The organism is Arthrobacter oryzae, assembly GCF_030718995.1.
GTDB lineage: Bacteria > Actinomycetota > Actinomycetes > Actinomycetales > Micrococcaceae > Arthrobacter > Arthrobacter oryzae_C.
This window is the reverse complement of record NZ_CP132204.1, coordinates 21,146-34,324: the sequence shown is the minus strand read 5'-3', so window position 1 is coordinate 34,324 and position 13,179 is coordinate 21,146. Positions and strand designations below refer to the sequence as shown.

Sequence of the window (13,179 nt, the reverse complement as noted above, 5' to 3'; positions counted from 1 at the left end):
CAATGACACACTTCGGAATCCGAGCACTGGCCATGATTCACAGCATTGCCCTGCTGCTCCGGGCATCATCGGCAGCGCTCGGCAACGGCGGCAGGCCGTCCGGCAGCGCCGACCATCCCGAACGAGGGGATGTGCCGGGCTGGGTGATGATCACGCTGATGTCAGCCGTGCTCGTGGCCGCACTGCTGGCGCTTGCCGGACCAGCATTGGAGGGGCTGTTCAACCAGGCCATGGACAAGGTCGGAAACTAGCACATGCCCGCAGGGCTTCGGGAGGCCGAAGACTTGGCCTGCCGGACAACCGGGCAACCGGCCGGGCGTCATGATCCGTCCCGTCGGGAACGCGGCTCCGCCGTTGTGGACTTCGTCCTGGTGGGAGGACTTCTGACGATGTTCTTCCTGGCGATCATTCAGCTGGCGCTCGTCCTGCACGTCCGCAACACGCTGATCGACGCTGCAGCGTCGGGTGCCAGGTACGGCACACTCGCCGATCGGAACGCGACCGACGCGACGGGCCGTACGGGCGAACTGATCGGCATGGCGCTCAACGGGGACTTCGCCAACGACGTGACCGCTTCGGAAGTGACCTTTCAAGGCATCCGTGTGCTCGAAGTGACGGTCAGGGCGCCGTTGCCGGTGATTGGCCTGATCGGTCCACGCGAGGCCTTGGAGGTGAAGGGCCATGCTGCCATCCAGCCCTAGCTTTCGCGCCATGCTGTCCCGCCGGTTCCGGGAAGCCGCTTCGGGGGAGAGGGGGAGCGCCGTCGTCGAGTTCACGTTCCTGGCCCTACTACTGATGGTTCCCCTCGTGTACTTCATCATCACTGTGGGGCAGATCCAGGGTGGCGCCTTCGCCGTCGTCGGAGCGGCCGACCAGGCGGCCAAGGTGTACGTCGCCCAGCCCGATGCGGAAAGCGGCCGCGTTGCGGCCGAACAGGCAGTCATGCTCGCCCTCGCGGACTACGGGCATCCGGCGGAAAACGCACGCATGGAGGCAAGCTGCCAGACCGCGGACTGCCTCTCCCCGGGGTCGGCTGTCACCATCACTGTCCACCTCTCGGTCCCGCTGCCCTTTGTACCTTTCAGTGATTCGTTCCGGCTCAATGTCAGCCAACTGGACGCCTCGGCCACACAGATTGTGGGGCGATTCCGATAACGGCTCAACATCCCGGCGCTGAGCAAAGCGGGGAAGCGGGGCAGATGATGGTCCTGATTATCGGCTACGTACTGCTGGCACTCCTAGTCACCACCGCAGTCATGGCGGCGTCCTCGCTCTACCTCGAACACAAGAAGCTGCTGTCCGCCGCGGACGGCGCATCCGTGGCAGCGGCGGACAGCTATACGCTGGGCCAGGTCGAGACCGGTGGCGGAAGCCCGTCCGCGGTCCTCAGCGGCACCCGCGTCCGCAGCGTAGCCGCAGACTACTTGAGCAGGAACGGCGCGAATGACCTGTTCGACGGGCTAGCCGTCGCACCGGAGACCGGGAGTCCCGACGGTTCCACCGCCGTCGTCGTGCTGAGTGCGGAAGTGCATCCGCCGATCGTCAACTTCCTCATCCCGGACGGGATCAGGATTGAGGCGGCGTCCACAGCACGTTCCAGGCTCGTCCGGTAGCCCTGACCGCCAGCCGCACGGTAGCGGTCGCGAACCGGTAGCCGTCGGGAACCGTAGCAGTGGGGAACCGGTGCGGGACGGCTAGGAAGGATAGCGTAGGCTTTAACAACCATGGCTCAAATAGATTTTTCCGCAGAAATCCGCGCTTTGCGCGCCACCTACACCTCCATCGAAAACGTCTCGAATGTTGAGGAGCTGAAGGAAGACATCGCAGAACTGAGCGAGCGGGCGGGGGAGCCCAACCTTTGGGACGATCCCGCGGCTGCGCAAAAGATCACCTCCCGGCTCTCCCACCGGCAGAGCGAACTCGAGCGCCTGAACAAGCTGGTCTCCCGGATTGACGACCTTGAGGTCCTGGTGGAACTCGGCCAGGACGAGGAGGACGCCGACTCCATGGGCGAGGCTGCCGCGGAGCTTGAGTCCATCCGCAAGTCGCTGAAGGACCTTGAAGTGGTGACGCTGCTGTCCGGTGAGTTCGACGAGCGTGAGGCGGTTGTCACCATCCGTGCGGGCGCAGGAGGGGTTGACGCGGCGGACTTCGCCGAAATGCTGCTCCGGATGTATCTTCGCTGGGCCGAACGCCATGGCTACCCGACCACCATCATGGACACGTCCTACGCCGAGGAAGCCGGGCTCAAGTCCGCCACCTTCGAAGTCAACGCGCCCTATGCCTACGGCACCCTGAGCGTCGAAGCCGGCACGCACCGACTGGTCCGGATCAGCCCCTTCGACAACCAGGGCCGCCGCCAGACGTCCTTCGCGGCCGTCGAAGTCATCCCGTTGATCGAGCAGACGGACTCCATCGACATCCCGGACAACGAAATCCGGGTGGACGTCTTCCGCTCCTCTGGCCCGGGCGGGCAGTCAGTCAACACCACCGACTCGGCGGTACGACTGACGCACATTCCCACCGGGACCGTGGTGTCCATGCAGAACGAAAAATCCCAGCTCCAGAACCGCGCCGCTGCCCTGCGGGTCCTCCAGTCCAGGCTCCTGCTCCTCAAGAAGGAACAGGAAGATGCGGAAAAAAAGGCCTTCGCCGGGGACGTCAAGGCGTCCTGGGGCGACCAGATGCGCTCCTACGTCCTCAATCCGTACCAAATGGTCAAAGACCTCCGGACCGAGCACGAAGTCGGCAACACTTCGGCCGTATTCGACGGCGAAATCGACGATTTCATCGATGCCGGCATCCGCTGGCGAACCGACAACCGCAACGCCGCCGACTAGGCCCGCAGGCTGCCCGGGACGTCCATTCGGTGGCTGAAATCCCGCGACACGCCCCGGAACTCCAGCTTTTCTGCAGGTGGCCGTGCGTATAGTCGAGGGGCCGGAGCTCTACTTCCCCCAAAAGAAAGCCCGTGCACCGGCTGCAGTACTGGGCTCCATCAGCCGTGTCCTGCAGGGTACTTAGGGCAATGATCCGTTTCGAGAATGTCACCAAGGTCTATGACCAGAAAGCCCGGCCTGCGCTGGACTCTGTCAACCTTGAAATCGACCGTGGTGAGTTTGCGTTCCTTGTGGGCGCTTCCGGTTCCGGCAAATCCACCTTCCTCAGGCTGGTCCTCAAGGAGGACCGGGCCACCTCCGGCGCCGTTTATGTCGCCGGCCAGAACGTGGCAAACATATCAAGCTGGCGTGTTCCCCGCCTGCGCAGGGGAATCGGCGTCGTCTTCCAGGACTTCCGCCTCCTTCCGCAGAAGAACGTCTTTGCCAATGTGGCCTTCGCCATGCAGGTGATCGGCAAGAGCCGCAGCATCATCCGGGACACTGTCCCCGAAGTACTTAAGACCGTGGGCCTTGAAGGCAAGGAACACCGCATGCCGCACGAGCTCTCCGGCGGTGAACAGCAGCGTGTGGCGATCGCCCGCGCAGTGGTGAACCGCCCGGGAATCCTGCTGGCTGACGAACCTACCGGAAACCTTGATCCCACCACGTCGATGGGCATTATGGGCGTGCTGGACAAGATCAACCAGAACGGCACCACGGTGGTCATGGCAACGCACGACGACGACATCGTCAACGAGATGCGCAAACGCGTGGTGGAGCTAAGGAACGGCGTTGTCATTCGCGACGAGGCCCGCGCCCTGTACACCTCGATGATTCCGGTGGTGGGGCAGTCGCGGCGGCTTAAGGACGCCAGCGGGCGCCCGGACGGGGCTGAGCCCGGCATCGGAGATGGCTCCGCCTCCAGGGCGGGGGAGACACTGTGAGACTCGCCTTCATCCTCAGCGAAATTGGCAGCGGCCTCAGGCGCAACCTGTCCATGGTGGTGTCGGTCATCCTGGTGACCTTCGTGTCGCTGACCTTCGTCGGTGCCGCCGGCATGCTGCAGCTCCAGATCAACCAGATGAAGGGCTACTGGTACGACAAAGTCCAGGTGGCCATCTTCCTCTGCGGTGACGGCTCGACGGCGGCCGGCTGCGCCACGGGAACGGCCACGCCGGAGCAGCAGGAGAACCTGCGCACGCTGCTGGAGTCGCCTGCTGTGGCCCAGTACATCAACGACTTCCAGTTTGAGTCCAAGGAAGAGGCTTACAACCACTTCAAGGAGCAGTTCTCCAACTCGCCCATCGTTGACTCGGTGACTCCGGATCAGCTCCCGGCATCCTTCCGGATCAACATGAAGGACCCGGAGAAATACCAGATCATCAGCGAGACGTTCTCGTCACAGCCCGGCGTCGAGACGGTGATCGACCAGCGGCAGGTCCTGGAACGGCTCTTCTCGGTCATGAACGCGGCTTCCCTGGTCGCCGTCATCATCGCCGGTGTCATGATTGTCTGCGCCATCCTGCTCATTGCCACCACCATTCGTCTGTCCGCTTTCAGCAGGCGCCGGGAGACCGGCATCATGCGGCTGGTCGGTGCCTCCAAGACCGTCATCCAGTTGCCGTTCATCCTCGAAGGCGTGATCGCTGCGGTGATCGGCGCGGCGCTGGCTTCCGGCACGCTCTGGGCAGTGGCGCATTTTTTCCTCGGCGAATACATGTCCAAGCAGTATCCAGACACCGCGTTCATCTCCCCGGCGCAGACCCTTATCCTCGCTCCGGCACTCCTGGGACTGGGCGCAACTTTGGCTGGAATTTCGTCTCTCTTGACCTTACGTAGATATTTGCGGGTCTAGGCTGTGCATACCAACGAAGGATTGACCATGACAGAAATGGACCGCAAGGCCCGCCGGCTCCGGACTCCGGGACGGGGCAGCCGCATCATCAGCGCCGCCCTGGCACTGGTCCTTGCCGCGAGCCTGGGCGCTTCCACCCCGGTGGCCTTCGCTGACGAACTTGAAGACAAGCAGGCAGCGCTGGAGGCCGAGGCAGCGCGGGTACAGCAGTCCCTTGAGTTCGTCGATGCCAAGATTGCCAAGGCCGCAGGCGACTTGGTGATCTACCAGGGACAGCTCCCTGCCGCCCAGCAGGCCTTGCTGGAAGCGCAGGGCAAAGTGGCCAGCGCCGTGAAGGAAGTCGAAGCACTGGCGGCCCGCGTGGATCTGGCACAGCAGAACAAAGCCAAGATCACGCAGCAGCTTGAAACCGACAAGCAGAAGATCGCCGACACCAAGAAACTCATCGGCCAGATCGCTACCCAGGCCTACAAATCGGGCGGCGTGCCCTCAAACCTCACACTCTTCTTTGGATCGAAAAGCGGGGGCAGCCTGACAGACACGATGGACCTCGCGGACCAGGCCATGCGCAGCCAGAACTCCGCAATGGACAAGCTGTCGCAGCAGAACGCCACCAACGTCAATTCGCAGGCACGCCTGCAGGCTGTTGAGGCGGAGATCCAGGACCTCAAGGCCAAGGCCGATGCCGCGCTGGCCAGGGAGAAGGCAGCCCGCGATGAAGCTGCCGCCAAGAAGGAACAGGTGGATAAGCTCATCGCGGACACCACCCGGATCAACAATGAGCTGCAAGCCGCGAAGCCCGGCATCCAGAGCCAGCTCTCCAAGGTCCAGGCTGCGCAGGACGCCGTAGCCGCGGAGATCGTCGAACGCGACAGGAAGCTGCGCGAAGCGTGGGAAGCTGAGCAGCGCCGCATCGCTGAGGCCGCCGCCGCGGCGGCAAGGGCGGCCGGGCAGGCAGCCAAGCCCTACGTTCCGCAGGTCGGGCCGCCCTCCGCCTTTGGGCTGCGGCACCCGTTCTCATCCGACGTCGCCATCACCTCGGGCTTCGGCTGGCGCGCGACGCCGCCCGGAACGGTCGACTTCTACGGTTCCGGCGGCTACATGCACACGGGGATCGACTTCGGCGCCGGCTGCGGCACACCCGTCTACGCTCCGGCGGCAGGTACCGTGGTTTCAGCGGGATGGAGCAACGACGGCGGCGGCAACAACGTGAAGATTTCGCATGGCGTTGTCCAAGGCAACTCGTTGACCACCATCTACTACCACAACAGCAGTGTGGTGGTGTCCATGGGCCAGCAAGTCAGCCAGGGCCAGCTCATCGCCTATTCAGGGACGACCGGCAACTCAACAGGCTGCCATTCGCACTTCGAGACCTGGCTCAACGGCCAGGCCGTTGACCCGATGATCCTGCTCTGACGCTGCAACCCGCGCGGGGCAGTGAGCGCGGGGCGCTGACCCGCACCCGGGGCAGCCCCTGTGCTGCCGTAGAATTAAATAGCTCCGACCACTTCGGCGGGGCAACCATCCAGACCAAGAGCTGAGGAGTTCCACCGTGCCGAAAGAAAGTGGCCGTAAGGTAGTGGCCACCAACCGGAAGGCCCGGCATGACTACCATGTCCTGGACACCTATGAGGCGGGCATTGCCCTCATGGGGACTGAAGTAAAGTCCCTGCGCGAGGGCCACGCCTCCATGGTTGACGGGTTCTGCACCTTCTACAACGACGAGCTGTGGATGGAGGGGATCCACATTCCCGAATACAACCAGGGGAGCTGGACGAACCACTCCGCCCGGCGGCGGCGCAAACTGCTGCTGCACCGCGAGGAACTGACCAAGATTTCACACAAGGTCCGCGAATCGGGCTTTACTATCGTTCCGCTCCAGCTGTACTTCCTGGACGGCAAGGCGAAAGTGGAGATCGGCGTCGCGCGCGGTAAGAAGGAATACGACAAGCGGCAGACGCTCCGCGAACAGCAGGACAAGCGCGAAGCGCTGCGTGTCATGCGCGAGCGAAACCGCGGCTGACCTGGCCGCTAAACCAGCCACCAAACCAGCGCTGAGTCCGTCTCCGGCATGCCGGGAATGATTCCGGCCAGCGGTGCGTTATGATTGGTAGTCCGGGAAGGAACAGCGCGGAAACCGCAAGGAATCTGCACGGAACTGACCGGTTTGGTAACAAAATACGGGGATGATCGGTTTCGACGATGTTAGTCGCGACAGGTGAAGCGGGCCGAGGATGCAGAATTATCTCGTAAACGCTGTCTGCAAAACAATAAGTGCCAAACAAACGCGCACTGACTTCGCTCTCGCTGCCTAAGCAGTAAGACAGTCCGTCAGCCCGGGATTGCTATCGTCCCGGATCCTGGCGTCATTAAGATAGCCACTGCTGTTTACCTCCGTCATCGGGGTGAACGGGACTCTTAGATGGCTGGGCCCGGATCAGCTACCTGTTTGCAGGATAGCTGGGGCCGAGAAAATCCGACGCAAACTGCGCCCGGAGAAGCCCTGACAACACGACATCGGACGGGGGTTCAATTCCCCCCATCTCCACCATCGGGACAGCGGCAACGCGATCCCACCCCGTGCAAAAGGCCGGAAGCGAAAGCTTCCGGCCTTTTGTTTTCGGCACCGTTCTGGCATTCTCCAGCGGCCGTCCGTGGTCCCCGGTTCAGCGCTTCTTGATGTGCGCGACGGGGTCCACGTGGGTGTCCAGCTCATGCTTGGACTTCTTTTCGGCCCTCTTTTGCTTGATGGACTTGTCCGACTTCTTGGTGACCTGCCGGTGCGGCGATTTGTCAGGCATGTCGCCCTCCCTCACGTCGGGGCCCTGAATAGGCCCCGTGCTTGTAAGGTACGCCTGTTTTGTCGTGAATGAAACCGGCCCGTCGCCAGCCCCGGGTATTGATTCACTAACGTGCACCGAGGCCCTTGGCCGGACGGCAGGCGTCAGGAACCCGGCACCTCAACGTCAACGATTCCGACAAAACGGCTCCCGATTCCCTCGTACTCGCTGCGGACCAGGCCCGGCAACACCGGCGGGAGGTCGGCCGGTGCATGGTGCACGCAGCTGACGTATGTAAACGGCGGCCACCATTTCTTGGGCCGGGCGGCTTCGGAGAAACCGCAAACAGCGCACGTCAGCTGGACCCAGACGGGCCGCTTGCCGGTGCGGTTGGCCTTGGACTGGACGAGCCAGGCCGGGGGATTGTCCAGGAGTTCGGAAAGCTCAGCGTCCGTCAGCCGGGCCGGGATACCGTGACGGTGTGCCATTTCCAGTGGAATATCAAGGATCTGAGCTGCTTCACGTCGCGTAACCATCGTTTAACGATACGGGACGCCGGAACGCTTCGGATTCACGACGGCGGGACTCCAGTGCCCGCCGCCGGCGCGCCCGCTGCCGGCGCGCCCGGCGCTGTCAGCCTGCTGCCCGCCCTAACGCCGTCACCCGGCGACGGCGATTCCCAAGGCGGCCGCCGACAGCCCGGCCACGAGATTCACGATCACGTTCAGCGCCGCTGCCAGGTACCGGACCTCGCTGACGAGCCGGATCGTCGCCGTGGTCCAGGAACTGAACGTCGTCAGGCCGCCTGCTAGGCCTGTAGCGATTGCAGCCTGCCATTCCCCGCCGAGTCCCAGCCGGCCGGTAACCCCCAGGGACAGGCCGATGATCAGCGAGCCGAGGACATTTACCAGCAGGGTTGCCCAGGGCCAGTGCCTGCGGTTCCCCGCGCGATGGGCGAACCACGTGTCGATGGAGAACCTGAGCAACCCTCCGGCTACGCCGAAAACCCCGACCAGCAGCGCTGTCATGAGGCTCCGCCGGTCCGGTCGCTCAGGGACTTGCCGGTCTTCCAGCCCGCGGCTGCGGCAGCGAGCCCCAGGACCAGCGAGAGCCCGAGATACATCAGCCATATCAGATGCTGCCCGGAGCGTGCGTGCTGGTCAATGGAAAAGACCACCGCCGAGAAGGTGGTGAAGGAGCCCAGCAGCCCCGGGCCAATGCCGGCCCTCAACCAGAATGCCGTCCTGGGGCGTGCGATCCACACAGTGGTGAGGGCAGCCAGGGCGAAGCTTCCGCAGACATTGATGGCCAGTGTGGTCCAGGGAATTGCCCCCGCGGATTCCGGGAAGATCACGCCGAGGCCGTAGCGGAGCTCCGTCCCCAGGAGTGCTCCGACAGCCACTGCCGTCCATGCCCGCCAGCCGGCGCCCTTGCTAATCTTCACGCCGGAAGCACTCATTCAGGCGGCGTCGTTCTAGGAGTCTGCCAGCCGGCAACCGGCATGGCCCGACTCGCTGTGCACCCACAGGGCTGACGAAACCTCATCGGCGAGATCGAATTCGCGGTGCGTGCCTGCGCTGCCGATGCGCACCACGAGGGCACCGCCGAACGGTTTCCGGCCGAGCACTTCGATGTCCGCGTCGAGGTCGATTTCCTGGGCCGAGAGGTAGCGCAGGAGCTCGGGATTGTCATCGCTGATCCTGGTGATCCGGCCTGTGTGGCCCTCGTCGAGTTCGCTCATGCGGTGGGCGTTCGGCATGTGGACGCTGCCGTCGGCCGCCGGGATGGGATCGCCGTGCGGGTCCCGCAGCGGATTGCCGAGCTTGCCCGCCATCCGTTCGATGAACGTATCCGACACGGCGTGTTCGAGGAGTTCGGCTTCGTCGTGCACCTCGTCCCAGCTGTATCCGAGCTCCTGAACCAGGTAGGTCTCAATGAGGCGGTGCCGCCGCACCATGGAAAGCGCGAGCCGGATTCCGTCGGCCGTCAGTGTGATGGCGCTGTAGGGCTTGTGGTCTACCAGGCCCTGGTCCTTGAGTTTGCGGACCATTTCCGAAACGGAGGAGTTGGCGACGCCGAGCCGTTGTGCCAGCTGCGAGGAAGTGATGGGTTTGTCCTGCCACTCCGTAAAGGAGTAGATGACCTTGACGTAGTCCTCGATGGAGGAGGAGGGCGCGCTGGTCTTCACGACTCCAAGCCTACCGCCTTGGCCCTGGCGCTCATGCTTTGAACGCCCGCCAGGTCTGCGTCAGGTACGGCAGCCCCAGGACGTCGGAGGGGGAGTGCGACAGGTGTTCATGGAGGTACCACTGCAGATTGGCGAGGACCTTGGCCCGGGTGCCCTCTCCGGCGGCGAGGTAGTAGCTGCGGGATTTGGCCAGTTCGATGATGTCTTCGGTGGTCACCGGGTCTTCCCACCGTGTCAGGTGGCTCTCCAGTTCCTTGAACTCCGGTCCGACGACGGGGCGGAAGTCCGGCTTGTGCACATCGCCGGCGTGCATGATCCGGGAAAGCCTGTGCACCCACGGAACGGACGTATCCAGCTGGTTCCACAGGAGGCCCAGCACGCCGCCGGGGCGAAGAATACGGGCAAGCTCGGTGCTGGCCGGGAGCGGATCGCACCAGTGCCAGGCCTGGGCGACGCTGACGACGTCGAATGCTTCGTCCGCGAGGCCGGTGGCCTCCGCGGTGCCCACCGACGCGGGAACGCCCGGAAGGACCAGCCGCAGCTGGGTGAGCATGTCCTCCGAGGGATCCACCGCGGAGACGGCCAGTCCGCGCTGGACCAGCAACGCCGTGAACTTGCCGGTGCCGGCCCCGATGTCGGCGGCGTCGGACGCGCCGCCTGCCCTGCGGACGCTGCCGATGAGCCAGTCCGCGGAGTCGGCGGGATAACCGGGCCGGACGCGGTCGTAGTGCTCACCGCCGTCCTGGAAGCTTTGGCCGAGCTCGTACCGGCGCTGGTGGTGCAGTTTGGGGCCTCCCCGTGCCACGTGCAGTCTCCTTCGGGCAGGCTGGAATTCTTACCCCTCGAATTTACCGCACCGCGGGTGGCGCCGGACTTCTGTTCCTAGTCGTCCGTGCAGGGGGCAGCGCCGGCGGTGCCGGGAGTGTTGGGCGCCCAGTCCGGGTAGCTGCGGGTGTCATTGGCCGGCACCCAGCGGCCCGCGTCCACCACGTAGTCCCAGCCCAGTCCGGTCCGGCGGAGTTCCTCGATGCCGGCAAGCAGGCGCTGCGCATCCTCCAGCCGGGAGCCCACGCCGAAGCTCGCCCGCAGCGAGCCTGACGGCAGTCCCAGCCGCTTGAGCAGCGGATGGGCGCAAAAGCGGCCGTCCCGCAGGCCCACGCCGTGTTCAGCGGACAGGTAGGCCGCCACGAGGCCGGCGTCGTAGCCGGCCACGGAGAAGTTGACCACGCCGATCGTGTCAGTGGCCTGGTCCGTGTCGCTGAAGATCTGGTGCACGGTGACGCCGTCGATCTTCTGCAGTCCCTCAACGAGGAAGGACCGGATGGCGGTTTCATGGGCGTGCCACAGCTCCGGGTCCAGGGCGCCGATGACCTGCGTGGCCCGCGCCAGCGTGGCCGCTCCGAGTACGTTGGGCGAGCCGCCCTCATGCCGCGCCGGGCCCGTGGCCCAGCTGACGGAGTCCAGCCGTGCCTCACGGACGGCGCCGCCTCCTGCCAGGTGGGGGGTCCCGGCGTCGAGCCAGTCCGGACGGCCCACCAGGACGCCGCTGCCGAACGGCGCGTACAGCTTGTGGCCCGAGAAGGCGAGGTAGTCGACGTCGTCCGCTGCGATGTCGATGCGGCGGTGCGGTGCCAGCTGTGCCGCATCCACAACGATCCTTGCTCCGTGTTCGTGGGCCAGGGCCGCCAGCTCGCGGATCGGGAGGATTTCGCCGGTTACGTTGGACGCACCCGTTACGGCCAGCAGGCTGATGTCGCCCTGGCTGAGTTCGGAGCGGAGGCTCTCCAGCGTTGCCTTCAGGGTGGAAGAGGCCACGACGCTGCGGTGCGGCACGCCCTGCCAGGGGAGCAGGTTGGCGTGGTGTTCGATGTCGAGGTACAGGACTTCGCCGGTGTGGCGGCCGTCGGCCACCGGGAGGCAGCCCGCCAGCAGGTTCAGTGAGTCGGTGGTGTTCCTGGTGAATATGACGGAATCGTCCGGCCGGCCGCCCACGAACCCGCGGACGATATTCCGGGCATTCTCGTACACGGACGTGCTGATCTGCGAGGCGTAGCCGGCGCCGCGGTGCACGCTGGCGTAGTACGGCAGGATCTCGTTGAGGTAGGCGGAGACCACGGATAATGCCGGTGCGGACGCGCCGTAGTCCAGGTTCGCGTAGCGGACGTGGCCGCCCTGGATCAGCGGCGCCTGGATTTCTGCTCCGGTCACTGCGGAGAGGGGGCGCCGGGCAACGGTGAACCGTTCGTCCAGAAGCCCTGCGGCGGTGGTGGTTCCGGGGGTGGCGGGGAACGTGGCAGTAGTCATGGGGACCTCACTGTAAAGGGACCCCTCATTCCGGGGATCCGCGCTTGCCGGGTCCGTTCCGGACCGGCCTGGTCGTCACCCGGGGCACCCCACCGCGAATGGAGGGTTGCCGGCCAGCAAACCGGGGTTTCGCGCTGGCACTCGTGACCTGTTTCGAGATTAGGACATTCACGGCGCCGCGGGAAAGCGGCGGCGATTATTAAGCGCTTTATTACGCCCGGCGGAAGAACGGGCTTCCGGTCGAATATACGACGGCGGGCGTCCCCTGGGAGGGGCGCCCGCCGTCGTATATTCGGAATTCAGGTGATCCGGCCGCGGATCAGAGAAGGTCGTCGAGGTCCGGGTTCAGCCGCTTGAGGACTTCGGAGTGGAGGATGGAGTTGGTGGCCAGGGCGTTGCCGCCGAAGGGGCCGTCCACGCCTTCGAGGGAAGTGAAGCGGCCGCCGGCTTCGGTGACGATCGGCACCAGCGCGGCCATGTCGTAGAGGTTCAGCTCCGGCTCGCACGCGATGTCCACCGATCCCTCGGCCACCATGCAGTAGGACCAGAAGTCCCCGTACGCGCGGGTCCGCCAGACTTCCTCCGTGAGGCCCAGGAATTCGTCCAGGTTGCCGCGCTCCTTCCACCCGCCCAGGCTTGAATAGGAGAGCGAGGCATCCGACAGCTTGGACACGTTGGACACCTTCAGCCGCGTGGCAGCAGCCAGGGACCTTCCCATGTAGGCGCCGGCGCCTTTCGCGGCCCACCAGCGCTTGCCCAGCGCCGGTGCGCTGACCAGGCCGACCACCGGCTCGCCCTCGTCCACGAGGGCGATCAGGGTGGCCCACACGGGCACGCCGCGGACGAAGTTCTTGGTGCCGTCGATCGGGTCGATGATCCAGCGGCGGGAACCGTGCCCTGAGCTGCCGAACTCTTCGCCGAGGACGGCATCCCGGGGGCGGGAGCGGGAGAGCTGGCCGCGGATGGACTCCTCGGCTGCCTTGTCTGCATCCGTCACGGGGGTCAGGTCCGGTTTGGTTTCAATCTGAAGGTCCAGCGCCTTGAAACGGCTCATGGTCTGGGAGTCGACGGAGTCGGCCAGGACATGGGCGAGCCGCAGGTCATCGTTGTAGCTCGAAGCGGGTTGGGTCATGGTTCCAAACTACCGTCTCCTGGGCCGGCCGGCCGGGAGGT

At 64.8% G+C, this 13,179-nt stretch carries 17 protein-coding genes, 1 other RNA gene and 1 riboswitch; of the genes, 10 read left to right on the top strand and 8 right to left on the bottom strand.

Annotated features, from left to right (window positions below; all coding sequences use genetic code 11):
- Positions 1-2 precede the first annotated feature (2 nt).
- From Q8Z05_RS00185 to ssrA, 10 genes are all read left to right on the top strand, one after another.
- Positions 3-251, top strand: a complete 249-nt coding sequence (locus Q8Z05_RS00185; protein WP_305941543.1) for a hypothetical protein — start codon at positions 3-5, stop codon at positions 249-251.
- Between the two features lie 138 nt (positions 252-389).
- A complete protein-coding gene (locus tag Q8Z05_RS00180) occupies positions 390-701 on the top strand; it encodes a TadE family protein (RefSeq protein WP_305943437.1) in 312 nt (103 codons plus the stop codon).
- A 10-nt stretch (positions 702-711) separates the two neighbouring features.
- Positions 712-1,155 (top strand): hypothetical protein, encoded by a 444-nt coding sequence (locus Q8Z05_RS00175; protein ID WP_305941542.1) that lies wholly within the window; start codon positions 712-714, stop codon positions 1,153-1,155.
- Positions 1,156-1,199: 44 nt separating this feature from the next.
- Positions 1,200-1,613 (top strand): pilus assembly protein TadG-related protein, encoded by a 414-nt coding sequence (locus Q8Z05_RS00170; RefSeq protein ID WP_305941541.1) that lies wholly within the window; start codon positions 1,200-1,202, stop codon positions 1,611-1,613.
- Positions 1,614-1,724: 111 nt separating this feature from the next.
- Entirely contained in the window at positions 1,725-2,840 is a 1,116-nt protein-coding gene (gene prfB, locus Q8Z05_RS00165) for a peptide chain release factor 2 (protein WP_305941540.1), read from the top strand.
- Between the two features lie 188 nt (positions 2,841-3,028).
- Positions 3,029-3,823 (top strand): cell division ATP-binding protein FtsE, encoded by a 795-nt coding sequence (gene ftsE, locus Q8Z05_RS00160; RefSeq protein WP_305941539.1) that lies wholly within the window; start codon positions 3,029-3,031, stop codon positions 3,821-3,823.
- A complete protein-coding gene (gene ftsX / locus Q8Z05_RS00155; protein WP_305941538.1) occupies positions 3,820-4,734 on the top strand; it encodes a permease-like cell division protein FtsX in 915 nt (304 codons plus the stop codon). The genes ftsE and ftsX overlap by 4 nt, the downstream gene beginning before the upstream one ends.
- 36 nt (positions 4,735-4,770) lie before the next feature.
- On the top strand, positions 4,771-6,150 hold the full coding sequence (locus Q8Z05_RS00150) for a peptidoglycan DD-metalloendopeptidase family protein (protein WP_371745962.1): 1,380 nt from the start codon (positions 4,771-4,773) through the stop codon (positions 6,148-6,150).
- Positions 6,151-6,286: 136 nt separating this feature from the next.
- Positions 6,287-6,757, top strand: a complete 471-nt coding sequence (gene smpB, locus Q8Z05_RS00145; RefSeq protein ID WP_043482605.1) for an SsrA-binding protein SmpB — start codon at positions 6,287-6,289, stop codon at positions 6,755-6,757.
- 159 nt (positions 6,758-6,916) lie between these two features.
- Positions 6,917-7,285: a transfer-messenger RNA gene (ssrA, locus tag Q8Z05_RS00140) on the top strand.
- A gap of 115 nt (positions 7,286-7,400) precedes the next feature.
- On the opposite strand, the gene Q8Z05_RS00135 is transcribed toward ssrA, so the two are convergent.
- From Q8Z05_RS00135 to hisN, 8 genes are all read right to left on the bottom strand, one after another.
- On the bottom strand, positions 7,401-7,535 hold the full coding sequence (locus tag Q8Z05_RS00135) for a hypothetical protein (protein ID WP_268760395.1): 135 nt from the start codon (positions 7,533-7,535) through the stop codon (positions 7,401-7,403).
- Between the two features lie 143 nt (positions 7,536-7,678).
- Positions 7,679-8,050, bottom strand: a complete 372-nt coding sequence (locus Q8Z05_RS00130) for a hypothetical protein (RefSeq protein WP_305941536.1) — start codon at positions 8,048-8,050, stop codon at positions 7,679-7,681.
- Between the two features lie 123 nt (positions 8,051-8,173).
- Positions 8,174-8,542 (bottom strand): fluoride efflux transporter FluC, encoded by a 369-nt coding sequence (locus tag Q8Z05_RS00125; RefSeq protein ID WP_305941535.1) that lies wholly within the window; start codon positions 8,540-8,542, stop codon positions 8,174-8,176.
- Positions 8,539-8,958, bottom strand: a complete 420-nt coding sequence (locus Q8Z05_RS00120) for a fluoride efflux transporter FluC (protein WP_371745898.1) — start codon at positions 8,956-8,958, stop codon at positions 8,539-8,541. The genes Q8Z05_RS00125 and Q8Z05_RS00120 overlap by 4 nt, the downstream gene beginning before the upstream one ends.
- Positions 8,959-8,988: 30 nt before the next feature.
- Positions 8,989-9,702 (bottom strand): metal-dependent transcriptional regulator, encoded by a 714-nt coding sequence (locus Q8Z05_RS00115; protein WP_305941533.1) that lies wholly within the window; start codon positions 9,700-9,702, stop codon positions 8,989-8,991.
- Positions 9,703-9,733: 31 nt separating this feature from the next.
- Positions 9,734-10,507, bottom strand: a complete 774-nt coding sequence (locus Q8Z05_RS00110) for a class I SAM-dependent methyltransferase (protein WP_305941532.1) — start codon at positions 10,505-10,507, stop codon at positions 9,734-9,736.
- 77 nt (positions 10,508-10,584) lie between these two features.
- Positions 10,585-12,006, bottom strand: a complete 1,422-nt coding sequence (locus Q8Z05_RS00105; RefSeq protein WP_305941531.1) for an aminotransferase class V-fold PLP-dependent enzyme — start codon at positions 12,004-12,006, stop codon at positions 10,585-10,587.
- Between the two features lie 35 nt (positions 12,007-12,041).
- Positions 12,042-12,155, bottom strand: a riboswitch (SAM riboswitch).
- Between the two features lie 170 nt (positions 12,156-12,325).
- Positions 12,326-13,138: a histidinol-phosphatase gene (hisN, locus tag Q8Z05_RS00100; RefSeq protein ID WP_305941530.1), complete on the bottom strand. Its 813-nt coding sequence runs from the start codon at positions 13,136-13,138 to the stop codon at positions 12,326-12,328.
- Positions 13,139-13,179: the final 41 nt, after the last annotated feature.